The following is a 22277-nucleotide window of genomic DNA, read 5'->3' on the forward strand; positions in this document are numbered from 1 at the left end:
GATTAGAGCGCGAGCTCGGTTCCGGCGATCGCCTCGATCACCCGGCATTCGGCGACCCGGCCGCCCTCGCAGGAGGTCGCGACATCGGTCAGCGCCGAGCGCAATGTTTCGAGCCGTGCGATGCGAATGCCGATATCGTGAAGATGCTCGCGCGCAATGGCCGCGGCTTCGGCGCAATCGCGATCGGGCTGGTCCGAAAGCGCCAGCAATGACCGAATCTCGGGGATGGAAAAGCCGAGCTGCCGCGCATGGCGAATGAAGGCAAGGCGGCGCAGATCGGCCGTATCATAAGTTCGCCGGCCTGAGGCTGTGCGGAGCGCCTCGGGTAGCAGCCCGATTTCCTCGTAGAAGCGGATGGTATTGACCTTGGTGCCGGTCTGCCGGGCCAGATCGCCGATCGCGAGCCGCTTGGTCATAATTCGCTTGATCCTCCAGTGACTGGAGATTGTATAGGCTGGCCATGTCCGAAGTTGAAGACAGCAAAAAGGGCGCCGAGGCGGCAGCATGGAGATGAAGACGCGATGACGGAAGGGTCTGAAAGCGGGGACGCATGCGGCTGCACGGGCGACCCCGTGCGTGCGGAAAAGGATCCGGCCTATCGCCGCGCCTTGTGGATCGTCGTGCTCCTCAATCTCGGGTTCGGCGCGATCGAGATCGTCGGCGGGTTCATCGCCAACAGCCAGGCGCTCAAGGCGGACTCGCTCGATTTCATCGGCGATGGCACGATCACGCTCGCCGGGCTCGTGGCGATCGGCTGGACCGCACTGGCGCGCACACGCATCGCCGTCGCCCAGGGCCTGTTCCTGCTGACCTTGGGTCTCGGCGTGATCGGCGTCGCGCTGTGGCGCGCGCTGACCGCCGTTCCGCCCGAAGCCGAGTTGATGGGCGCGATCGGCATTGCCGCACTGCTGGTCAATCTGACCTCGGCCGCCGTCCTCTCGCGGTTTCGCGAAGGCGACGCCAACGTCCGCGCAGTATGGCTGTTCAGTCGCAACGACGCGGTCGCCAATGTCGCGGTTATTTTCGCGGCGGGCCTTGTCGCCTGGACTGGCGAGGCCTGGCCCGATCTCGCGGTTGCCGCGATCATCGCTGCGCTCTTCCTCCACTCGGCCTATGAAATCCTCCGCGGCGCGCGCACCGAGCTGCGCGAATTGTCGGCTGCGGCCGGATAGGATCGATGGCGCCCGCTCCCCGCTTTCGCTTTCTGCTGATCCTGCTCGCCGTCATCGCCGGCTTCGCCGCGCAAGCAGCACAGGCCCGCAGCGACGCCGACGAGGTCCAGACCATCTGGCGCCTGCTGGATTATGTCGCCGTCGACTATGCCGGTGCCGTCGCAAATGGCCAGGTGACCAGCCCAGTCGAATATGCCGAGATGACCGAGTTTTCGGCAACGGTTCGCAAGGGTATCGCGGCGCTTCCGGCGACCTCGGCGCGCGCGCGCCTCGCATCCGAAGCGGGGCAGCTCGAAGCGGCCATCGCCTCAAGGTCGGACCCGGCCAAGGTGGCCGGACTTGCGCGCAAGGTCGCGACCGACTTGCTCGCCGCCTACCCCGTGCCCCTTGCGCCTCGCAACGCCCCCGATCCCCGGCGCGGTGCCCAGATATATCTCGAAAATTGCGCCAGTTGTCACGGTACGCGCGGTGACGGCAAAGGGCCTCAGGCGATGGGGCTCGACCCGGCGCCGATCGATTTCACCGATGCCGACCGCGCCCGCAAGCGCAGCCTGTTCGCGCTCTACCAAGTCATAGGACAGGGGCTTGAGGGCACGTCGATGCCCAGTTTTGCTCATTTGTCTTCCGACGACCGTTGGGCGGTGGCAACCTATGCCGGCAGTTTTGCCTTTCAGGATGCCGCGGCCGGCAAGCGCATCTGGGAGCGCGATCCGTCCGCTCGCGGGCAGATGTCCGACCTGCAAGCCTTTACCAGCCTAAGCCCGGAAGCGCTCGGCCGCGGGCTCGGACAGGGGCCTGCCGATGCGGTCACCGCTTATTTGCGCGCCGACCCCAAGGCGCTGAGCGCGGCCACGCCCACGTCGCTCGCCGTGGCGCGGGACAAGCTTGCGCAAAGCCTCGCCGCCTATCGAAACGGAAACCGCGACGAGGCCGAGCGTCTCGCGCTATCCGCCTATCTTGACGGATTCGAGCCGCTCGAGCCGATTTTGACCACCCGCAACGCGGGTCTGATGGCGCACATCGAATCCGCCATGGCCGATTATCGCGTGTCGATCGGTCGCGGCCTGCCGGTCGAGGCCGTGGCAGGCAAGGCGGCGTCGGTCGAAGCACTTTTCGCCGATGCCGAGACCGCGCTGGCTCCCGGTGCCGCCAGCGACGCATCGACCTTCGTCGGAGCATTGACCATCCTCCTGCGCGAAGGGCTCGAAGCCCTGTTGATCGTCGTGGCGATGATCGCGTTTTTGCGAAAGGCCGAACGGCCCGAAGTCCTGCCCTATGTCCATGGCGGCTGGATCGCGGCGCTCGTCGCCGGCGGCGGGACCTGGGCGATCGCGACCTATGCCATTTCGGTCAGCGGTGCGAGCCGCGAACTGACCGAAGGTTTCGGCTCTCTATTTGCGGCGGTGGTTCTGGTCTGGGTCGGCATCTGGATGCATGGCAAGTCGCATGCCGAGAGCTGGCAGCGCTATATTCGCGAGGCGATGGGCAAGGCGCTTTCGCGCCGCTCGGCCTGGTTCCTGTTCGGGCTCGCCTTTCTCGTCGTCTATCGGGAAGTCTTCGAAACCATCCTGTTTTTCGCGGCGCTCGCCACGCAAGGGAGCAGCGGGGCCATCGCGGCTGGAGCGGGAACAGCGCTGGCAATCCTCGCCGTTATCGCGTGGGTGATGCTTCGCTACAGCCGCGTTCTGCCGATCGGGAAATTCTTCGCCTATAGTTCCGCCCTGATCGCGGTCCTAGCGGTCGTTCTCTCCGGCAAGGGAGCAGGCGCCCTGCAGGAAGCCGGACTCCTCGGCATTACACCGCTCGCCCATTTCCCCCGCTTCCCGGCGGTCGGGATTTTTCCTTCGCTCGAACCGTTGCTGCTCCAGCTTCTGGCGCTTGCGATCCTCTGGATCGGCTATCGCTACAACAGCCAGCAGCATCGCCGGATGGAGGTGACGCGGGGCCAATAGCGGAGTGCGCGGCGGCCGCATCATCGCCGGCGCGTCGAGCGTCCGCGCGCGATTGTCCGACGCGGCCCATTGCTTCAGCTTCGCGGCGGGGAGCCAGTCGGAACGAGATTTTCGACTAGGATCCGGTTTCGAAACACCGCCCTCTGCGCGCGGGTACAAGGGGCCCGAAAAACTGGCACGCTTCGTACTTTCGGGGCAAAAGCCCTCTTCTCCGCGGCACGCAAACCCAACCGCTCCGCGCGGACCTAGTCGGACAGAGCTTCGAGGAGCGGGCAGCCGCTGGCGTCGCCGGCGCCGCATGCCCGAACAAGCTCATCCAGCACCACGGCCATGCGCTCGAGGTCCGCTTGCTTGGCACGAACATCCGACAGCTGTGTCTCGGCCATCTGGCGGGCCTGGTCGCAGGAATGGCCACCACCTTCGGCTAAAGCGAGTAAAGTCCGGATGGTATGAAGCGGGAAACCGAGCTCGCGGGCGCGACGCACGAACGCGAGACGTCTAACGTCGGCAGAATCATAGCGGCGAAACCGGCCTCGCCGGACAGGTGCAGGCAGGATGCCTATGCGCTCATAGTAGCGAATAGTCTCGATGTTGCAGCCGGTGCGCCGGGAAACTTCGCCAATCGGGATGGTGCTGGAAGGGGGCATTGCGATTCCGCTTGCGTCTGTAGTCGCTACAGATGCTAGACTTGCCTCTACCGCGAAACAAGGAGTTCTATTTTGACCGGAGATCTAAGGCGCCCGAAAGGAATTGGGGCCATTTCGCTGACGCTCGGGGGGATCGCGTCGGGCTTTATCGCAGCCACTTGCTGCGCCCTTCCTATGTTGCTTGCCTCGGCGGGAATCGGGTCCGCCTGGCTCGTCGGCATTGCGGTCCCAGCGGCGCCCTACCGGCTCTGGTTCGTCGCATTCGGAGTGATTTCGCTTGTGGCCGGCGGAATCCTGCTCGCTCGCCAGCAGGCACGCGCCGCGCGCTGCGGAGCGGATGGTCGATGCGTGCCGACGGCGCTGCGCGCCGCGACACTGGTCGGCCTGGTCGTCGGCGGCGTTCTGCTGTGGCTGGGCTATCGCTATGCTTGAATCGTCGCCGAATCTCGGATCGACGCTGACTTGTCCGCTCTGCGGGCACGGCGCAGACGAAATCATGCCCACCGACGCATGCCAATATTTCTACGATTGCAAGGGATGCGGCGCGGTACTCAAGCCGCTGCCGGGAGACTGCTGCGTCTATTGTTCCTATGGGACGATGCCCTGTCCACCGGTGCAGGTCGAGGGCGGCAAAGGGGCCTGTTGCGGCTGACCCGGTCGAGCTGCCGGTCATTCGTTCCTTGCGTGTCAGAGGGCTGGGCGGGGCCATCATATCCGCCCGTTTCCGCAACACTGTTCTTGACCTGAGGGCTATAGGAAACAGTCCGTGATCGGACATGGATGAGCCAAACGCGAATTTCGACGTGATCCGGCTTCACCATGCGGCTTTTCTAATTCCCCATCTTTGCAATGAAAGCGGCGCGGCGAGCGGTCAGGCCCTTTGGCCACTGACAGCAACGTCAGCAAAGCCACCGCAACGGTGAAACCTCCGCGCAAGAGTATCTTGCGCAAGTCATTGTGACGACCTTCCTGATCCAATGGATCCGTCGATGGCGCCCCATACGCGCCGGCCTAGGGAGGATTCATCGGGTGTCCGTGCGAAGACAGGGAAAGGCTGCTATGGGTAGCCGATGTCGGGAACGTCCCATTGGAAAGGCCAGCTTCGCCTCAGCGATTATTATGCTTGCTGGTCGGGCTCCGTCGGCGACGCGGCCTCCCATCGTCATTTCGCAGCGCAGGCGGTCTTCAGCGACGAGAAGCTTACCGCGATCGACGCGAGCGGTGCCCATTTGTCGGGGCAGTGCATACTTATCGAACCCGATACACTTCACCGCTTGCTTCCCGCGCCAACGGCGGAACTATGGTTTGTCGAGCCGACGGTCGGTTTTGGGCCGCCGGAGGAATTGAGAAGACGGCTGCTCGGCTGCGATGCTGTATTTGTCGCGGAGAGGGCACGTGCATCGTTCTGGGAGAGCTGGCTGACGAGAGATATCCGCCGTCCGCTCGACCCGCGCGTCGCGCGGGCTGCCGCTTCGGTCGATCGTCTGATCTCGACAGGTCTGGTACGGCTCGCCGACACAGCGACTGACTGTGACCTTTCGCTTGGACGCTTCCGGCATCTGTTTGCCGCCGAAGTGGGTATGCCGTTCAAGCGCTACGTGCTGTGGCGCCGCTTGCTCATCGCCTTTGAGGCAATCGAGGCGCGCTACAGCGCAACCGAAGCGGCGCACCTGGCCGGGTTCAGCGACAGCCCGCATTTTGCACGCACGATCAAGACCATGTTTGGTATCCGGGCAAGCGATCTGCTCATCGAGCCGTAGCCGCTCCGTTCAAGCGAGGACATGGCAGCTTTGCTAGGCAGGGGTCATGACAGGCACCGACAGAGATTTTATACCCGCGCTTGGGAAGAGCGGCTCGCTCGACCGCTATGACGCCGCGATCGCGCTCATGACGCGCGAGAAGAGGTGGCGAAGCGATCTGCTGAAGCTAGTGGCACCCCAACCGGGCGAGCGGATCGTCGATATCGGTTGCGGCACTGGCACGTTCGCAATCGCGCTCAAGGGCGCAGCGCCGGAAAGCGAGATATTGGCGGTCGACCCGGACCCGGCCATACTCGAGATCGCGCGCGCCAAGGCAGATGTCGCGGGCGCAAATATCCAATGGTTCGAGGCGATGGGCGACGAACTCGACGCCATCGACGCCCTCCAGCAATGCGACAAGATCGTCTCGAGCCTCGTCCTCCACCAGTGCCCGATGGACGTGAAGGAAGCGATCGCCGCGCAGATGTTCAGTCTCCTGAAGCCGGGCGGCACGCTCTTCATCGCCGATTATGGCGAGCAACGCTCACTGTTGATGCGCATGCTGTTTCGCCAGATACAGCTGCTCGACGGGTTCGAATTTACCGAACCCAATGCGAAGGGCTGTGTTCCGGAGATCCTTGCAGCCGCAGGGTTCGAGGCGGTCGAGGAGGTGAAGGTCATCCCGACGCCGACCGGCTCGATTTCAATCTATCGGGCGAAGCGGTAGCCGCTCGCCCTGCCCGCCGGATATCGACTAGCCGCGCCAGTGACGCCCGCGGTGGTGGTGGTGCATCCGGCGCTTCTGGTAGCGTCGTTCGTAGCGATCCCGGCGTTCGTAGCGGCGGTCGTAGCCGCGATAATAAGGGTCATAGCCGCGATAGCCCCGGTCATAGCCGTAATTGGGTACGCCATGACGGGAGGAACGATAGTCGCGGTCATGGCCCCGCGGCGCATCATGGCCGCGATTATATCCCCCGCGATCGCCATGGTGCTGGGCAAGGGCCATTCCGGGGACCGCAAAGGCGAGCATCGCAGCCGCGATCGTCAGAAATTTTCGCATGTCAGTCTCTCCTTTTCGTGGCGTTCAAAGTCCCCCTTCATGGTTGAATGCGCTGTGAATATTGGCTCCGATGCCGCCGATCGGGCGGTGACCCGGCGTCTCCATGCGGCAGGCCGATGGCGGGAGAGACGGCGTCGCGCTGCATGGTGGGCACCCGTCCCACGTGGACGAAGCGGGACGGGTGCGGCCCTCATTTGCCCTTTGCCGCGACCGCGGCCTGAACCTTGGCCTCGACCTGTTCGGGGCTGGGCTGGACGAGCATCTCGCCATTGACGAAGAAGGTCGGGGTGCCCTTGACGCCGACCGCTCGCGCGTCGGCAATGTCCTGCTCCATCCATGCCATCGCATCGGCGGTCGGCATCGCGCGCGCCTTCGCGACATTGAGGCCGGCCTTCTCCGCCGCGGCCCAGGCCCCGTCCATCTTTCCGTCATGCCAGTCGGGCTGCGCCTCGAGCAGCGCGGCTGTCACCGGTTCGAGCTTGCCCTGCACGCGCGCTGCTTCGAGGATCACGATCGCCTCGGCCGAGCCGGGGTGCAGCGGCAGGTAGCGCATCACGAGACGCACATCCTTGGGATATTTGGCGACGATGCCCTTCACCGTCGGATAGAAGGCACGGCAGGCCTCGCACGAGGGGTCGAAGAATTCGACGATCGTGACCGGGGCATTCTTCGGGCCGATGATCGGCGAGTGCGGGCGAATGAGGCTGTCGACGGGCCCCGCCACGACCTTCTTCGTGGGTTCGCCCTCGGCGGTTCCGCTGTAGAGCATCGCGCCCCCGGTGAAGGCGAGTGCCGAGAGTACAAGCGTGGCCACCACTCCGATACGTCTGTTCATGATTTCAGTCTCCTTTGGAAGTTGAGCAAGAGGGTAAGGATGAGCGCGAATGCGGCCAGCGACAGGAGGGGCAGCGGCACGCCTCCGATTGCCATGCTCTCACCCGAGCACGACGGGCCGCCGGTACAAGGGACGATCGGAGCCGGAATGACACCGACGTAGAGCAGGCTATGGTAGAGCGCGACGAGGCCGCCGCCGAAAGCCAGCGCCAGTCCATAAGGAACGACGGCGCGGTCCGACCTGAACGCCGCGATGCCGAGAATGATCGCCAGCGGGAACATGAAGGCGCGCTGGAACCAGCAGAGGTCGCACGGCGCCTGGCCCATGACCTCGCCGACGAAGAGAACGGCAAGGCTCGACAGGAGGGCGATGGCCCAAGCCGCGCCGAGCGGACGCCATTTGTGCGGCGCGAGCAGCGGAAAGCTCATCATCGCCGACCGCCTTTGAACTTGGACTTGGGCCGTCGCGGCGGCGATTGCGGCTTGCTATATTTGGACTTGAGGTAGCTGACCAGGATGCCGTCGATCGACGCGAGCATCCTTTGAAAGCTCGTCTTGATGCCGGGAAGCCGGAGCCAGGCAAAGGGCCCGCGGCAGCGGTAGCGATGGAGGAATCTGGTCCCTTCCGGCGTCCGGGTCAGGATATAGCTCTCCTCGAATTGGAGGATGAAGCTCGGCTTCACGTCGAGTATCAGCTCCTCGCCGGCGCGCGCGGAAAGGACCGTCGCGGACACTTCAAGAAACTTGGGTTTGTGCGGATCCATGCGCATCGAATAGCGGATCGCGATCGGATCCTCGGCAAGCCGCTCGATCCGGACATAGGGATTCCAAATCCGGTGGTTCTCGAAATCGCCGAGGACCGCCCATATCTGTTCCGGACTATAGGGGAGGTCATGCTCCCGCTCGAACTCCATCAGCTTCACTCCTCTATCGATCGGCCGCCGGGCTTTGCCCCGCGCCGATGTCGGTGACACCCGCAGGCGATGGGTCGGCGTGCGCACCGCCCGTTGTGAACCAGCGGCGCAGGCGCGGGGCCATCCGGCGTTCGAAGCCCGCCGCGAGGCTGAAGGACGCCGGCACGATCAGCAGCGTCAGCATCGTCGAAAGGATGAGCCCGCCAATCACCGTGACCGCCATCGGCGCGCGCCATGCGCCGTCGCCGTTGAGCGACAGCGCGGTCGGGATCATGCCCGCGACCATCGCGACCGTGGTCATCAGGATCGGCTGCGCGCGCTTGTGCCCGGCGTCGACGATCGCCTCGTCGCGCGGCACCCCGGATGCCATTTCCTCGATCGCGAAATCGACGAGGAGGATGCTGTTCTTGCCGACGATACCGAGCAGCATCAGCACGCCGATGAACACGGGAAGCGAGAGCGGGTAGCCCGTCAAGAGCAACGCGATCGCCCCGCCGAGCGGGGCGAGCAGAAGCGAGCCCATGTTGACGAAGGGCGGGATGATCTTGCGATAGAGCAGGATCAGCACAGCGAGCACGAGGAAGATCCCCGATACGACCGCGATTGCGAAGTTGCGCAGCATCTCGGCCTGCCACTTGGCACTTCCGAGGACCAGCCGCGTGACCCCGGCGGGCAGCGTCTTGAGCGCCGGCAGCGCTTCGACTTTCTCCATCGCCTGACCGGTCACGAGACCCGGAGCAAGGTCGGCCCCGATGGTGAGCTGGCGCACCTGGTTGGTGCGATTGATCTGGGTCGGGCCGGCGCCGAAGCCGATCTCGGCCACGACCGAGAGCGGCACCGTTCCCCCGTTCCGGGTCGGAACCGGCATGTTGCGAAGCGTATCGAGCCGCTCGCGCGCGGTTTCCGCAAGCGCGACGCGCACAGGTATCTGCCGGTCGGAGAGCGAGAATTTTGCACTGTTCTGGTCAATCTCGCCCAATGTCGCGACGCGGATCGACTGGCTAAGCGCCTGTGTCGTCACGCCGAGCTGCGCCGCGAGCGCGAAGCGCGGGCGAATGACGATCTCGGGGCGCTGGAGATTGCCCTCGACACGCGGCGAGCGGATTTCCTTCACGCGTGCCATTTGAGCAAGCAACCGGTTGCCGACATCTTCGAGCTTCTTCGGGTCGTCGCTGCCGAGCGTGATCGAGATGTCACGGCTGCTCCCGCCGCCACCGCCATGCTGCGACTGGAAGTTGATGCGGGCATCGGGAACCTCAGCCAGCCGCGGCGCGCGGTCCTTTTCGAACTCGGTCGAGGTGAGGTCGCGGTCTTTGCGCAATTTCAGATAGACCGTCGCCGTGCCGACATCGATCCGCGACAAAGCGGATTGGACGAGCGGATCGCGCTTCATGAGATCGGTCACCTCGTCGGCAACCGTCTCGGTCTGTTCGAGCGTTGCACCCGGTGCGAGCTGGATGGCGACGCGGCTCGTGTCGGAATCGATCGAAGGCTGAAAGGTCATCGGGAGCAGCGAGAAGCTGAAAATGGTCGCAAAGAGCGCCAGCACCCCGATACCGACCACCCAGAGCCGGTGGTCCTTGATATAGGCGAGCCATTTCCAGCGCCCGCCGCGCGCACGCGCGGCAGCGGCCCCGCTGGTATCGAGGCTCCAGCGCAAGATGCGCATATAGGTGTCGATCAGCGGGCCCTCGCCATGTTTCTGCGGGCCCTGCGCAGAGAGAAAATAGGCGGCGAGCATGGGCGTGATCATGCGCGCGACCGCGAGGCTCATCAGCACCGCGGCCACGACCGTCAGCCCGAAATTCTTGAAATACTGCCCCGCGACGCCCGGCATCAGCCCGACCGGCAGGAACACCGCGACAATCGTCATGGTCGTCGCGAGCACTGCGAGCCCGATCTCGTCCGCGGCGTCAATCGAGGCCTGATAGGCCGATTTGCCCATCCGCATGTGGCGCACGATATTCTCGATCTCGACGATCGCATCGTCGACCAGCACGCCGGCAACGAGGCTGAGCGCGAGCAAGGTCATCATGTTGAGCGAGAAGCCCATGAGGTCCATGAACAGGAAGGTCGGGACCGCCGACAGCGGGATGGCGAGCGCGGATATCAGCGTCGCGCGCCAGTCGCGCAGGAAGAGGAAGACGACGACGACCGCGAGGATCGCGCCCTCGACCATCGCATTGATCGCCGAATGATATTGGCCCTTGGTATATTCGATATCGCTGAACAGCTCGGTGAATTTGACCTTGGGGTTTTCCTTCTCGAGCTTTCGCAGCTCCTCGACCGCCGCGTCGTAAACGGTGACATCGGAGGCGCCCTTCGCGCGCTCGAATCCGAAGGTCAGCACCTGCCGCCCGTCCTGCTTCGAGACCGAGCGCTGCTCGGCGTAGAGATCCTTGACCTCGGCGATATCGGCAAGGCGCACGGTCCGGTTCGTGCCGACCGAGATCAAGGTCTCGCCGAGCGCGTTGGCGCTGCTCGCATTGCCGAGGATGCGCACCGCCTGTTCGGACCCCGCGACCTCCATCCGGCCGCCCGCAGCATTGATGTTGAGCTGGACGAGCTGGGTGTTCACCGCGGCGGCGGTGAGGCCGTAGGCGCGCATCCGCTCGGGGTTGAGGATGACGCGGATTTCCCGGCTCACGCCGCCCCGGCGATAGGCGTCGCCCATGCCGGGGACCGCGATCAGCCGTTTGGCGACGACATTGTCGACATACCAGCTCAATTCCTCGAGCGTCATGTCGGTGGCGGAGGCCGACCAATAAGCGAGCGTGTTGCCCGAGGTCGAGAGGCGGATGACCTGCGGCTCGAGGATTCCGTTCGGCAGGTTGCTGCGGATCTGGGTGATCTTGTCGCGGATATCGGTCACCGCCCGGTCTATCGGCGTGCCGATCGCGAACTGGACGAACGTCTGCGACTGGCCTTCGGTGACCGTCGAATTGAGCTCGTCGATCCCCTCGATCGTCCGCACCGCCGCCTCGACACGCTGCGTGACCTGGGTCTCGAGTTCGGTGGGTGCGGCGCCCGGCTGCGCGATGATGACGATCGCCCCCGGAAAATCGATGTCGGGATCGCTCTGAACCCCCATCATGAGGAAGGAGACGATGCCCGCCACCGTCAGGCCGAAAAACATGACGAGCGGCGGGATCGGGTTCCGGATGGACCAGGCCGAGATATTCTTGAAATTCATCCTCTCTCCCCTTTCCGGTCTTCCACGCCCGCCGCGTCTGCGGTTCAACCGGCACTGCGGTCGCGATAGGCGAGCAGCCGCAATGCGTTGGCGACCACCACCAGCGTCGAGCCCTCATGCGCGGCCACCGCGGGGCCGATGCCGAGACCGAGGATCGTTGCCGGGACAAGCACGACGACGATGCCGAGGCTCACCACGAGATTCTGGCGGATGATCCGCCGCGTCTGGCGGCTGAGGCCGATTGCAAACGGTAGGTGAGCAAGATCGTCGGCCATGAGCGCAACGTCGGCGGTTTCGAGCGCGACGTCCGACCCGGCGGCGCCCATCGCGATCCCGACGGTCGCGCTCGCCATGGCCGGGGCATCGTTGACACCGTCACCCACCATCGCGACCGGCTGCTGGGCCTTGAGATCGCGAATGGCGTCGACCTTCTGATCGGGCATCAGGTCGCCCCAGGCCTCGTCGATCCCGACCTCGGCGGCGATGGATTCGGCGACCTTCTGGTGATCGCCCGAGATCATGATCATCCGTCCGATTCCGAGCTCGCGGAGCTTGGCAATCGCCGTGCGCGCCGCCTCGCGCGGCGTGTCCATCAAGCCGATCGCGCCCAAATCGCGGTCGCCCATACGGACCACCATCGTCGTGCGTCCCTGCTCGCGGAGGCCTGCGATCGCCGTCGCCACTTCGCCGCCGATCGGCGCGATGCCGTCTGCACCGAACATTTCGGCCTTGCCGATGAGGACGGTCTCGCCCTCGACCTTCGCCGTGACGCCGCGACCCGTCAGGCTGTTGAGGTCGTCCGCTACCGGTACGCGCGTCGACGTCAGCATGGCCTCGCCATCGCGCGCGATGGCAGCGGCAAGCGGATGATCGCTCAGCCGCTCGACCGCCACCGCGATGCGCAGCAGTTCCTCCTTCGGCACGCCGTTGGCCGGCAGGACGTCGGTGATGCGCGGCTTTCCCTCGGTGAGCGTTCCCGTCTTGTCGAACGCCAGCGCGGTCAGCGAGCCGAGATTTTCGAGCGGGCCACCGCCTTTGACCAGCACGCCGCCGCGCGCCGCACGCGCAACGCCCGACAGGACGGCGCTCGGCGTCGCGATGGCCAGCGCGCACGGGCTTGCCGCGACGAGGACCGCCATGGCGCGATAGAAGCTGTCGCGGAATGGCTCGTCGACAACGACCCAGGCGAAGAGCAGGACGAACACGAGCGCGAGCACGCTCGGCACGAAGATGCGCTCGAACTTGTCGGTGAAGCGCTGGGTCGGCGATTTCTGCGTCTCCGCTTCGCTCACCATCTTCACGACCTTGGCGAGCGTCGTATCGGCGGCAAGACGGGTTACCGCGATCTCGATCGCGCCATAGCCGTTGATGGTGCCCGCGAAGACACGATATTTCCCGTCGAGTGCGTCGGGCTTTGCCGCAGCCTGCGCGCGATCGGCCACCGGTTCCTTGTCAACGGGGACGCTCTCGCCGGTAACCGGGGCCTGGTTGACCGCCGTGCGGCCAACGACGACGAAGCCGTCGGCAGCAAGTCGCTCATTGGGCTTGACGATGACGGTGTCGCCAATCGCCAGCTGCTCGACGGAGACTTCGCGCGCCGTCCCGTCGGCATCCTTCACCGTCGCGGTCTGCGGCGCCAACTCGGCGAGCGCCTCGATCGCGCGCTTGGCGCGGCCCATGGCATAATGTTCGAGCGCATGGCCGAGGCTGAAGAGGAAGAGGAGCAGTGCGCCCTCGGCCCATGCACCGAGCGCTGCGGCGCCGGCCGCGGCGACGAGCATCAGCGTGTCGATCTCGAAGCGCTTGAGCTTCAGATTCTCGATGGCTTCGCGGACCGTAAACCAGCCGCCGAAGCCATAAGCGGCAATATAGAATGCGAGCGGCACCCACTCCGGTGCCGCGGCGAGCATTTCGATGGCAAAGCCGATGCCGAGGACGAGACCGCACAGCAGCGCGAAGATCAGTTCGGTCCGCTCGCCGAAAATGCCGCCATGATCATGGCCATGGTCGTGGTTGTCCTCACCCGTGTGGCCATGTTTGTGATCAGGCCCATGCGCATGATCCGGTCCATGGTCATGGCCATCATCGCCATGCTTGTGGGGGGCTTGTGCCGGGCGAGCCGCAGCGACGGCAGCCGATTTCTGTGTGACGCCCATATCCGAGAGTGTCTTTCTGATCGTTTCGATGGTGGTTTCCGAGCGCTGGAACTCGGCGCGCAGCGTCCCCGCGGCGCCGACTTCGGCCTCGATCACGCCCGGCATTTCGCGAAGCTTGAGTCCGATCGTCCGCGCGCGCCGGGCGTGGCCGACGCCTTCGAGGTCGTCCCAGAAGAGATGTTGATATTGGCCGGTGAGCTCGGCGCCGGCGCTGCGCGCGAGCTGCCGCACGCGTTCGAGCGGGAGAATATCCGGACGGTAATGGATGCAGAGCTGCGGCGGCGAGCCGTCGCTGGAGCGGACCACATGCACCTTGTCGACGCCGTCGCGTCCTTCGAGTTCGCCCATCAGGCGCGCGACGCAGCGGTCGGCGGTATCGGCGACTTCGGGGAGGAGAAGCGGAATATCGAGCCGCAACTGGTCACTCATGATGCCATCCTTTTCTCTTGGCAACCGGCAATGCGTTCGGCGCCTATGTTCAACGCCCGGCAGGATGAGGTGCGGGAGTACCGGGAAGTGATCTCCCGCACCTCCCTGACCGCCGGAGATCCCTGCCCGTGGTGGGGGGCGAATGAGAGGGGCCTCCGACGGCCAGGTTTCAAGTTCAAATTCATGCGCGACGCCCGCTCGGCCGCGCGTAGCGGGACTGGACGGTCGTGCGGCGGAAATGCTTTTCGAGCGCAGCGTTCGAGCGGCGCAGGAACACCGAGCAGGCGCGACGTAGAAATGGGTAGCCGAGCCACGAGAAGAAGCCCCGGCAGTCGAGCCGGTGCGTCACCTCGACACCCTGACCGAGCTTTTCGAGTCGGTAGCTTTCCTCGATGACGAGCAGACCGCGCATGCCCGTCCGCCAGGAAAAACCCGAGAGCCAGTCGAGACAGGTGATCCGGCCCTCGGCCGACAGTTCCGGCCCGCGCGGTCCGCGCGGCGAGTAGACATAGTCCACGCGCTCTTCATCACCCGGACGATCGGTGAAGCGGAGCGTCGGATGCCAGTCGCCGTACCGCTCGATATCGACGAGCAGCCGCCAGACCCGTCCGATCGGGACCGGCAGGCGGAGCGAGGTTCCTACCGAGAACATCGGCGAGCTCCTCGCTCCGGCAAGCTGGTCCGCGACGCAGGCCGGGGACCTGCGCCGCGGTGTAGACCGGCAAGATGCCGGTCAGCTCTGAACATCGGGGGGCTCCGCGGCGGATTTCCCGCCGAGGATGTCGACCGCTTCGAGCGTGATGAGCCCGATGTCCGATATTTCGGTCAGCTGCGCCGCAAAGTCGCGGAGCCGCTGCTCCTCGTCGATGATCTCGACCACGACCGCCCTGTCATTCTCCAGCGCATGCTTGCGGTGGAGATGCGCCGAGCGACCGAAACCAAGAACCGCTTCGAGCACCGTAACGCCTGCCAGCTTTTGCTGGCGAGCGAGTTCGGAGATGAACTCGAAGACCCGCTGATCGCCGAAGAAGGCGGATTCATCGGTGTAGATGCGCAAGAGCTTGGATGCTTTTGTCATGACAGTCTCTCCCTATTCCGTGACCGGCTGGACCGCCGGCTCCGCTTTCCGCTTCAGGAACTTCGGCTGCCAGTCCGCCCCGAGAACGACCTTTGCGATCGCGGGGAGAACGAGCAGCGTCAGGATCGTCGCCGCGATGAGGCCGCCGATGACGGTCGTCGCGAGCGGCTTCTGCACTTCGGCACCCGTGCCGGTCGCGATCGCCATCGGCACGAAGCCGATCGCGGGCACGAAACCGGTCATGATCACCGCGCGCATCTTCTCGGTCATGCCCTCACGGATTGCCTCCGTGAGCGGGACATCATTCTCGAGCCGCTCGCGGATCGCCGTCATGACGACGAGACCGTTGAGCACCGCGACGCCGGCAAGGCAGATGAAGCCCACAGCCGCCGAGACCGAGAAGTTGATGCCCGTAAGCGCGAGGGTGAACACCCCGCCCGCGAGGCCCAGCGGCACCGCAAGGAACACAGCGGTCGCGCGTCCGAAGGTGCCGAGCGCCATGTAGAGCAGGATGAAGATACCGGCGAAGCAGAGCGGAACCACGATGGAGAGCCGCTTCGACGCAGCCTGCAGGCTTTCGAACTGCCCGCCCCATTCGAGATAATAGCCCGAGGGGAGCTTCACATTGGCGATCTTCGCCTGCGCTTCGGCTACAAAGGACCCCGCATCGCGGCCTTCGAGGTTCACCTGCACGACGACGCGCCGCTTGCCATTTTCGCGGCTGATCTGGTTGAGCCCTTCGGTCAGCCGGATCTGCGCCACCTGGGCGAGCGGTATCTGTCCGCGGTTCCCGCCTTCTGAGGGCAGGAGGACAGGAAGCGCGCGGATGTCGTCGAGATTGACACGGGTCGCGTCAGGCACGCGGACGGTAATGTCGAACCGGCGGTCGCCTTCGTAAAGGAGACCTGATTCCCGCCCACCGAGCGCCGCCGACACAGTGTCGGCCACTTCCTGGACCGACAGTCCGTAGCGTGCGATCGCATTGCGATCGAGCTGCACGTCCAGCATGGGAGCGCCGCCAACCTGGTCGGCCTTGACGCTTCCCGCACCCGGGATGCCCTGCAGCACACGCACCATCTCGTTCGCGGCGAGCGACATCTTGTCGAGGTCGTCGCCGTAGAGCTTGATGGCGACGTCGCCGCGGACACCCGCGATTAGTTCGTTGAAGCGAAGCTCGATCGGCTGGCTGACTTCATAGAGCTGGCCGAGTTGGCCGCCAGCGGCCTTCTCGATACGCTCGACGACATCGGCCTTGGAATCGACGCCCGCCGGCCACTGATCTTGCGGCTTCAGGATGATGAAGCCGTCCGAGATGTTCGGCGGCATCGGGTCGGTCGCCACCTCGGCAGTGCCGGTTTTCGAGAACATCAGTTCGACTTCAGGCAGGCTCGAAATCGCCGTCTCGACATTGAGTTGCATGGCCAGCGACTGTTCGAGGCTCACCGAAGGCACGCGCGTCGAGGCGAGCGCCATATTCTTCTCGTCGAGCTGCGGAATGAATTCCGAGCCGAGCAGTCCGAATGCCGGGATGGCAAGGACGAAGAAGGCAAAGCCGCCGGCGATGAAAGCCCAGGGCTTTGCGAGCGCCTTGTCGAGTAGCGGGAGATAGCGCTCCTTCGACTTGCGGATCGCCCACACCTCCTTCTCGGCAACCTTGCCGCGGATCATCAGCGCGACAAGCGCCGGAACCAGCGTGATCGCGAGAATGAAAGCCGCCACGAGCGCGAGCATGATGGTGATGGCCATCGGCGAGAAGGTCTTGCCCTCGACGCCCGTGAACATCAGCAGCGGTGCGAAGGCGAGCAGGATGATCGCCTGCCCGAAGACTGTCGGTTTGATCATCTCCTGGCTGGCGCGCATCGTCTCCTCGAGACGTTCGCGAAGATTGAGCAATCTCCCTTCATGTTCCTGCCGGTGCGCCAGTCTGGCGAGGCAGTTTTCGATGATGATCACCGCCCCGTCGACGATCAGACCGAAGTCGAGCGCGCCAAGGCTCATCAGGTTACCGGGGACCCGGAACGCGTTCATGCCCATCGCCATCATCAGGAAGGAGAAGGGGATGACGAGCACCGCGATGATCGCGGCACGCCAGTTGCCGAGCAGGAAGAAGAGCGCGGCGGCGACGAGCAGTGCGCCTTCGGTCAGGTTCTTCTCCACCGTGCCGACCGTCGCGTTGACGAGCTTGGCACGGTCGAGCACCACCTTCACTTCGACGCCGGGCGGCAGGGTCTTCGACACCTGCGCGATCTTCGCCGATACGTCTTCCGCAACGGTGCGGCTGTTCTGCCCGATCAGCATGAGCACGGTTCCGATCACCGCCTCTTTGCCGTTCATGCTGCCCGCACCGGTTCTGAGGTCGCCGCCGATTTTCACATTGGCAAGCTGCCCGACGGTGACGGGGACGCCGCCGCGCGTCGCGACGACCGCGTTGCGGATTTCGTCGACCGAGCGGACACGTGCATCAACGCGCACGAGATAGGCCTCGCCTGCCCGGTTGTAGTAGTTGGCACCGACCGCGAGATTGGCGCGTTCGAGGGCTTCGCCGAGTTCACTGTAGGAAATGCCGTAGCTGGTGAGACGGGTCGGATCGGGCTCGACGACGAAGGTCTTGGCGTAGCCGCCGATGGAGTCGACGCCGGCGACGCCGCCAACTGACTTGAGCTGCGGACTGACGATCCAGTCCTGCACCGTGCGAAGATAGCCCGATTTGGCAATCTCGTCGGTGAGGATATCGCCCTCGGGGGTCAGATAGCTGCCGTCGGGTTGCCAGCCTGGCTGGCCCGCGACCTTCTTGGCGCCCTTCCCGTCGGGAAATTTATAGCCGACGGTATACATGACGACCTCGCCGAGACCCGTCGTCACGGGACCGATCTGCGGCTGGGCCCCGTCGGGAAGATTTTCGCCCGCCTGCAGCAGCCGTTCGCCCACCTGCTGGCGCGCGAAATAGAGGTCGGTTTCATCGGTGAAGATCGCCGTCACCTGGCTGAAACCGTTGCGCGAGATCGAGCGTGTCGTCTCGAGCCCCGGAATGCCCGCCAGCGAGATTTCGATCGGATAAGTAACGAGTTTCTCGATTTCGACCGGCGAAAGACGCGGATCGATCGTGTTGATTTGCACCTGCTTATTGGTGATGTCGGGAACTGCGTCGATCGGCAGCTTGGTCAGCTGCCAGACGCCGAGTCCGGCTATTACGAGGAAAAGGAAGAGAACCGCCCAGCGTGCGCGGACGGATAACGCTATCAGTTTCGCGATCACGGTTTATTCCTCCTCGCCCGCGCCCTTGCCGAGTTCGGCCTTGAGCAGGAAAGCGTTCTTGGTCGCGACGATCTGGCCGGGCTTCAGCCCAGAGAGGATTTCGACGCGGCCTGCACTGCGCTGGCCGACGGTTACCGTCTGCGCACGGAATCCTTCCTTCGTGCGGACGAAGACCACGTCGCGGCCTTCGAGCGTCTGGAGGGCTTCGTCAGCGATCACGATCCGTACCGGCCCACCGGTTTCGGCGCCGCGGCTCGGGAGCAGACGCACCCGGACCGCAAGGCCCGGCTGCAGCGCACCGGTCACATCGAGTACGGCGGTTGCCGAGCGTGTGTCGCCCGACAGGCCGGGGGTCACAGCCCGCACACGGGCATCGATCGTCCGGCCGTCGGGAAGTTCGATGATCGCACGGTCTCCGGGCGAGAGCCGCTGTGCATCGGCCGGGCCGACTGCGGCCTCGATCTGCACCTTGCTCGGATCGGCAACGCGGAACAATTCGGTTTCGGGCTGGACGAAGGCGCCAAGGCTGGCGTTCTCGGCCGTAATCCGTCCCGAGATCGGGCTTGCCACGATGACGCTGCTGCCATCGCGCGTGACCTGCGCGGCGCTCGCTGCCGCACGCGCGCGTTGCGCTTCGGCCGCGGCGGCCGCGGCTTCGGCTTGCGCCTGCTCATAATCGACCCGCGCCGACACCTTCTGGTCGAACAGAGTCTTCTCGCGGTGGAGATTTTTCTGCGCGAGCGTCGAGCGCGCATCGGCGGCAATCCGTTCGGCCGCAATCTGGGCGGCGTCGCGGCTTTGCACGATCGCGATCGTCTCACCGGCGCTGACCGGATCGCCGAGCCGCTTGAAGAGACGGGTGACGGCGCCGCCCGCGCGGGCGGTGACGATGGCCTCGCCGCTCGGCGCGGCGGTGACGGTCGCTTGCGAGATGATTTCCGAACCGAGTCCGCCGGCGCCGATCGTCTCGACGCCGATCTTGGCGGCCTTGATCGCTTCGGGCGTGATGGCGAGGCTGCTCGGAAGGGCTTCGCTCGCCGCTTCCTTATCGCCTTCTGCAGTCGGCGCGGCGGCCGGGTCGGCGCTGCAGCGTGCGACGCCGAAGCCCGTGACGGCGGCGAGTATCATGGCGCCCGCGACAGTGCCGAGGAGACGCTTGTCCTTGGTGATCATATTCTATCTCCGCTGTTGATGCGGTTCGCGCGCCGACCGGCGGCGCACCCCTGTTGACTTGGAAGAACGGCGGCGAACGCGCCCCCGTCCACTGGAAGGCTCGGCGCGCTCATGGCTGATGATCCGCGTCGCCGTCGGCGGCTGCCTGGCGCGAGAGGATGGCGCGAGCTTCGGCCCGGGCCTGCCGCGCCGCGATCAGCTCGGCCTGCGTCGCCGCATAGGCCTGCTGCGCGTCGATATATTCGACGAGCGAGGACTTGCCGGCGCGGTAGCTGAGCTCGGCGAGCCGGACACCTTCGCGCGCCTGCTCGATGCCGCTGCCCTCAAGCGCCGCGAGGCGGGCCTCTGCGGCTTCGAGTTCGGCCTGCGCATTGGCGATCTCCGCCTGAGCATTGACCACTGCATTCTCGCGCCGCGCAATGGCGGCGGCGACATCGGACTTGGCCGCCGAGATGTTGCCGCGGTTGCGGTCGAAGACGGGGAGCGGCACGGAAACATTGGCGATCAATGCGCGATCGCCGGTGTCGCGAAGTTGACGCACCCCGAAGCCGACCGACGGATCGAGCCGGCCATCGGCGCGCTGCCCCTGGAGCCGCGCTTCGGCAATCAGCTTCTCGGTTTCTGCCAAGCGAACGTCGAGCGTCGCGAGCGAGTCCACCGTCTCCGGTGCCACCCACATATCGCCTTCCATCAACTCGGCAGGCGGGACCGAGCTTCCGAGGAGCGCCGCGAGCGAACGCCGGGCGGTTTTTTCTTCGGCCTCGGCTGTGCGTAGCTCGGCGGTGGCCTGAACGAGAGCCGCATTGGCGCGGAACGCGCGGAGCGGCGGCTCGTTGCCGGTATCGACCATGGCCTGTGCCACGCGGACGAGTTCGCGGGCACGCACTTCATTCTCGCGCGCGAGCGCCAGACTGTCGCGGGCCGCGAGCGCGGTCGCGAACTGGTTGCGAACCTCTAGCGCGAGATCCGCACGGGCAATTTCGAGCCGATATTGCGCGGCGAGAAACTCGGCGTCGGCGAGCGTCATGCGCGCACGGCGCCGGCCCCCGACATCGAGACGCTGATTGACCGACACCGTCGTTTCGAGACCGTTCAGGCCCGAATAGGGACCGGTTCCCGCGAAATTCTCGACATCGACATTGAGCGTCGGATTGTAGCGATAGCCCGCCTGACGCTGGCGACCGCGAGCGGCCTCCACTTCGGCTTCGGCGGCAACCACGCGCGGCGAGCGCGCGTCGGCTTCCTCCATCGCCTGCGCGAGGGACAATCGAGCGGGAAGCGGGCCGGTACGCACGGCCTCGCCTGCGGAAGAAGGCGGTCCCACTAGCTCCGACGCTGCCGACTGGGCAGCGGCGGGCGCGGAATTTGCGCCTGCAACGAGCGCCACGAGACTCGCGGCGACAACTATGGATTTCATGAAAAAGAGACTCCTGACGTTTCCAGGGAGAAGCGCACGCGAAGGGCGCGCGCAGACCTAGAGCGTCAGGCGATTGGAGGGCGGAACGTCCCGATATAGGCGACGGGCGGCAAGGCGGCCGTCAGGATGCGCGTATGCGCTTCAGGGGCAGGCGTTTCGGTCGCTGCCGACAGCGTTTCCGCCGGGACGCCCGAATGGTGGCCGTGGCAACCATGAGCGGCGGCGGGCACCTGCTGCTTTTCGCCGGGAGAGGATTTTTTCTTGTCGACTTCGGCGCTTTCGATCGCCGGTGCGGAAACGCAGCCGGCTTCGATCGCCGCGACAAAAAGGCTCGCCTCGGCTCGATCCTCGGTCGCATGTGCGAGCGACCCCGCAACCGTTCCGGATGCAAGGAGAAGGGTCAGGAGGAAGAGGATCACCCGTCGCATTGAAACCGGCCCCTAGCATCGAAACGGCGCGGTGAAAAGTAGAAGATTTTCAATCAACTTCGGCGGCACTCTTCGAGCCCCCGAACCGGCTCCGTAATATTATCTCATGGCGGTAAGGGAGCAGTGCATCTTGCCCCTCTATATTTGCGGAAGCGTCTAAAGAAACAGGATATCCGCCGAACAATCGCGCGTTAAGCACAATAATTCTATGATCGTCTTTTGCTCTTATTTCTATCGCTTCGCTATTGGCTTCCGCCCCCTTTGTTCGGGACGACATTCGAGCGATATGCTTGCCGTGAGACGAGAGGGTAAATCGGAAGCCGAGCGGCACAGCGTCCTGCCGGAACATCAGGGCTTGACCCTGTATCTACTACAGGGTGCAAAAGCCTTCGGTGGACAAAAAAGGGGAAGAGGATGGTGCCGCCGACAGCAAAACCCGTGAGCAAGGCCGTCATCGAGCCGCTGCTGCGCGATCAATATCGCCTGTTTTGCGAATCACGCCGAATCGGAGATGAAGCGGCGGCGTGGCAGGCGCTCGAATGGGAACATATTTTGAGCCAGCCCTATATGGGCGCGCATCTCGCCTCCCACTGGCACATGCTTCGCTATGCGATCGAGCTCGGAGATGCCCGTGAGGCTGCCGGTCAGGCGATGCGGTTCCTGCTCGTCCCGCTTGGTTCGCTGACCGGCCGCCTCCCCGCAGGGAATAATGGCCGCGCGCGGGTGAGCGCCTTCGAGCCGATGCCGATGCCGAACGCCCTGGAAGCGCTGATCGAAACGGCCCGATCGACGGAGAGCGGCGCTGCGCGAACTGATTGATCCGGTTTTGG

At 64.8% G+C, this 22277-nt stretch carries 21 protein-coding genes; 7 read left to right on the top strand and 14 right to left on the bottom strand.

Translation table 11 applies throughout. From position 1 onward, the window contains the following. Nucleotides 1-2: 2 nt before the first annotated feature. Complete coding sequence (locus LH19_RS21495; protein WP_054731773.1) at nucleotides 3-416, bottom strand: MerR family transcriptional regulator; 414 nt, start codon at nucleotides 414-416, stop codon at nucleotides 3-5. 105 nt (nucleotides 417-521) lie between these two features. Here LH19_RS21495 and LH19_RS21500 point away from each other — a divergent pair, with 105 nt between their 5' ends. Both LH19_RS21500 and LH19_RS21505 read left to right on the top strand, forming a co-directional pair. Continuing rightward, the gene (locus LH19_RS21500) at nucleotides 522-1172 is read left to right on the top strand and encodes a cation transporter (protein ID WP_054731774.1); all 651 of its coding nucleotides are present in this window, start codon (nucleotides 522-524) and stop codon (nucleotides 1170-1172) included. Nucleotides 1173-1177: 5 nt separating this feature from the next. Continuing rightward, the gene (locus LH19_RS21505) at nucleotides 1178-3124 is read left to right on the top strand and encodes a cytochrome c/FTR1 family iron permease (protein ID WP_054731775.1); all 1947 of its coding nucleotides are present in this window, start codon (nucleotides 1178-1180) and stop codon (nucleotides 3122-3124) included. Nucleotides 3125-3369: 245 nt separating this feature from the next. Here LH19_RS21505 and LH19_RS21510 read toward each other — a convergent pair whose 3' ends face one another. Further along, nucleotides 3370-3771, bottom strand: coding sequence for a MerR family transcriptional regulator (locus tag LH19_RS21510; protein WP_054731776.1), 402 nt, complete (start codon nucleotides 3769-3771; stop codon nucleotides 3370-3372). A 72-nt stretch (nucleotides 3772-3843) separates the two neighbouring features. On the opposite strand from LH19_RS21510, the gene LH19_RS21515 reads away from it, so the two are divergent. The 4 genes from LH19_RS21515 (at nucleotide 3844) to LH19_RS21530 (ending at nucleotide 6237) form a co-directional block, all read left to right on the top strand. Next, entirely contained in the window at nucleotides 3844-4203 is a 360-nt protein-coding gene (locus LH19_RS21515; RefSeq protein ID WP_054731777.1) for a hypothetical protein, read from the top strand. After that, nucleotides 4196-4423, top strand: coding sequence for a GDCCVxC domain-containing (seleno)protein (locus tag LH19_RS29720; RefSeq protein WP_054731778.1), 228 nt, complete (start codon nucleotides 4196-4198; stop codon nucleotides 4421-4423). Before LH19_RS21515 ends, LH19_RS29720 begins: the two co-directional genes overlap by 8 nt. 418 nt (nucleotides 4424-4841) lie before the next feature. Next, the gene (locus LH19_RS21525; protein ID WP_054731779.1) at nucleotides 4842-5531 is read left to right on the top strand and encodes a helix-turn-helix transcriptional regulator; all 690 of its coding nucleotides are present in this window, start codon (nucleotides 4842-4844) and stop codon (nucleotides 5529-5531) included. Between the two features lie 46 nt (nucleotides 5532-5577). Continuing rightward, a complete protein-coding gene (locus LH19_RS21530; RefSeq protein ID WP_054731780.1) occupies nucleotides 5578-6237 on the top strand; it encodes a class I SAM-dependent methyltransferase in 660 nt (219 codons plus the stop codon). Nucleotides 6238-6264: 27 nt separating this feature from the next. Here LH19_RS21530 and LH19_RS21535 read toward each other — a convergent pair whose 3' ends face one another. From LH19_RS21535 to LH19_RS21590, 12 genes are all read right to left on the bottom strand, one after another. After that, nucleotides 6265-6570: a hypothetical protein gene (locus LH19_RS21535; protein ID WP_054731781.1), complete on the bottom strand. Its 306-nt coding sequence runs from the start codon at nucleotides 6568-6570 to the stop codon at nucleotides 6265-6267. A 190-nt stretch (nucleotides 6571-6760) separates the two neighbouring features. After that, on the bottom strand, nucleotides 6761-7405 hold the full coding sequence (locus LH19_RS21540; RefSeq protein WP_054731782.1) for a DsbA family protein: 645 nt from the start codon (nucleotides 7403-7405) through the stop codon (nucleotides 6761-6763). Continuing rightward, nucleotides 7402-7836, bottom strand: coding sequence for a disulfide bond formation protein B (locus LH19_RS21545; protein WP_082396002.1), 435 nt, complete (start codon nucleotides 7834-7836; stop codon nucleotides 7402-7404). Before LH19_RS21545 ends, LH19_RS21540 begins: the two co-directional genes overlap by 4 nt. Further along, nucleotides 7833-8318, bottom strand: a complete 486-nt coding sequence (locus LH19_RS21550) for an SRPBCC family protein (protein ID WP_054731784.1) — start codon at nucleotides 8316-8318, stop codon at nucleotides 7833-7835. The genes LH19_RS21545 and LH19_RS21550 overlap by 4 nt, the downstream gene beginning before the upstream one ends. 13 nt (nucleotides 8319-8331) lie before the next feature. Next, the gene (locus tag LH19_RS21555; RefSeq protein ID WP_054731785.1) at nucleotides 8332-11511 is read right to left on the bottom strand and encodes an efflux RND transporter permease subunit; all 3180 of its coding nucleotides are present in this window, start codon (nucleotides 11509-11511) and stop codon (nucleotides 8332-8334) included. 44 nt (nucleotides 11512-11555) lie between these two features. Next, nucleotides 11556-14096, bottom strand: a complete 2541-nt coding sequence (locus tag LH19_RS21560) for a heavy metal translocating P-type ATPase (RefSeq protein WP_054731786.1) — start codon at nucleotides 14094-14096, stop codon at nucleotides 11556-11558. 181 nt (nucleotides 14097-14277) lie between these two features. Continuing rightward, on the bottom strand, nucleotides 14278-14748 hold the full coding sequence (locus tag LH19_RS21565) for an SRPBCC family protein (RefSeq protein WP_054731787.1): 471 nt from the start codon (nucleotides 14746-14748) through the stop codon (nucleotides 14278-14280). An 81-nt stretch (nucleotides 14749-14829) separates the two neighbouring features. Then, complete coding sequence (locus LH19_RS21570) at nucleotides 14830-15174, bottom strand: DUF190 domain-containing protein (RefSeq protein WP_054731788.1); 345 nt, start codon at nucleotides 15172-15174, stop codon at nucleotides 14830-14832. A gap of 12 nt (nucleotides 15175-15186) precedes the next feature. Continuing rightward, a complete protein-coding gene (locus LH19_RS21575; RefSeq protein WP_137890098.1) occupies nucleotides 15187-18429 on the bottom strand; it encodes an efflux RND transporter permease subunit in 3243 nt (1080 codons plus the stop codon). A gap of 3 nt (nucleotides 18430-18432) precedes the next feature. Then, nucleotides 18433-19602: an efflux RND transporter periplasmic adaptor subunit gene (locus tag LH19_RS21580; protein WP_054731789.1), complete on the bottom strand. Its 1170-nt coding sequence runs from the start codon at nucleotides 19600-19602 to the stop codon at nucleotides 18433-18435. 109 nt (nucleotides 19603-19711) lie between these two features. Then, nucleotides 19712-20896, bottom strand: a complete 1185-nt coding sequence (locus tag LH19_RS21585; protein WP_234715994.1) for a TolC family protein — start codon at nucleotides 20894-20896, stop codon at nucleotides 19712-19714. Nucleotides 20897-21084: 188 nt separating this feature from the next. Next, nucleotides 21085-21447, bottom strand: coding sequence for a hypothetical protein (locus LH19_RS21590; RefSeq protein ID WP_054731791.1), 363 nt, complete (start codon nucleotides 21445-21447; stop codon nucleotides 21085-21087). Between the two features lie 438 nt (nucleotides 21448-21885). Between LH19_RS21590 and LH19_RS21595 the strand changes: the two genes are divergently transcribed. Further along, nucleotides 21886-22266, top strand: coding sequence for a DUF3703 domain-containing protein (locus LH19_RS21595; protein WP_054734101.1), 381 nt, complete (start codon nucleotides 21886-21888; stop codon nucleotides 22264-22266). Nucleotides 22267-22277 lie beyond the last annotated feature (11 nt).

The organism is Sphingopyxis macrogoltabida (genome assembly GCF_001314325.1).
GTDB classification, from domain to species: Bacteria; Pseudomonadota; Alphaproteobacteria; order Sphingomonadales; family Sphingomonadaceae; genus Sphingopyxis; species Sphingopyxis macrogoltabida.

Bases quoted from the DNA above. Each gene is read 5' to 3' on its own strand.
- LH19_RS21495 (WP_054731773.1), bottom strand. From the start codon at position 416: ATGACCAAGCGGCTCGCGATCGGCGATCTGGCCCGGCAGACCGGCACC.
- LH19_RS21500 (WP_054731774.1), top strand. From the start codon at position 522: ATGACGGAAGGGTCTGAAAGCGGGGACGCATGCGGCTGCACGGGCGAC.
- LH19_RS21505 (WP_054731775.1), top strand. From the start codon at position 1,178: ATGGCGCCCGCTCCCCGCTTTCGCTTTCTGCTGATCCTGCTCGCCGTC.
- LH19_RS21510 (WP_054731776.1), bottom strand. From the start codon at position 3,771: ATGCCCCCTTCCAGCACCATCCCGATTGGCGAAGTTTCCCGGCGCACC.
- LH19_RS29720 (WP_054731778.1), top strand. From the start codon at position 4,196: ATGCTTGAATCGTCGCCGAATCTCGGATCGACGCTGACTTGTCCGCTC.
- LH19_RS21525 (WP_054731779.1), top strand. From the start codon at position 4,842: ATGTCGGGAACGTCCCATTGGAAAGGCCAGCTTCGCCTCAGCGATTAT.
- LH19_RS21530 (WP_054731780.1), top strand. From the start codon at position 5,578: ATGACAGGCACCGACAGAGATTTTATACCCGCGCTTGGGAAGAGCGGC.
- LH19_RS21535 (WP_054731781.1), bottom strand. From the start codon at position 6,570: ATGCGAAAATTTCTGACGATCGCGGCTGCGATGCTCGCCTTTGCGGTC.
- LH19_RS21540 (WP_054731782.1), bottom strand. From the start codon at position 7,405: ATGAACAGACGTATCGGAGTGGTGGCCACGCTTGTACTCTCGGCACTC.
- LH19_RS21545 (WP_082396002.1), bottom strand. From the start codon at position 7,836: ATGATGAGCTTTCCGCTGCTCGCGCCGCACAAATGGCGTCCGCTCGGC.
- LH19_RS21550 (WP_054731784.1), bottom strand. From the start codon at position 8,318: ATGGAGTTCGAGCGGGAGCATGACCTCCCCTATAGTCCGGAACAGATA.
- LH19_RS21555 (WP_054731785.1), bottom strand. From the start codon at position 11,511: ATGAATTTCAAGAATATCTCGGCCTGGTCCATCCGGAACCCGATCCCG.
- LH19_RS21560 (WP_054731786.1), bottom strand. From the start codon at position 14,096: ATGAGTGACCAGTTGCGGCTCGATATTCCGCTTCTCCTCCCCGAAGTC.
- LH19_RS21565 (WP_054731787.1), bottom strand. From the start codon at position 14,748: ATGTTCTCGGTAGGAACCTCGCTCCGCCTGCCGGTCCCGATCGGACGG.
- LH19_RS21570 (WP_054731788.1), bottom strand. From the start codon at position 15,174: ATGACAAAAGCATCCAAGCTCTTGCGCATCTACACCGATGAATCCGCC.
- LH19_RS21580 (WP_054731789.1), bottom strand. From the start codon at position 19,602: ATGATCACCAAGGACAAGCGTCTCCTCGGCACTGTCGCGGGCGCCATG.
- LH19_RS21590 (WP_054731791.1), bottom strand. From the start codon at position 21,447: ATGCGACGGGTGATCCTCTTCCTCCTGACCCTTCTCCTTGCATCCGGA.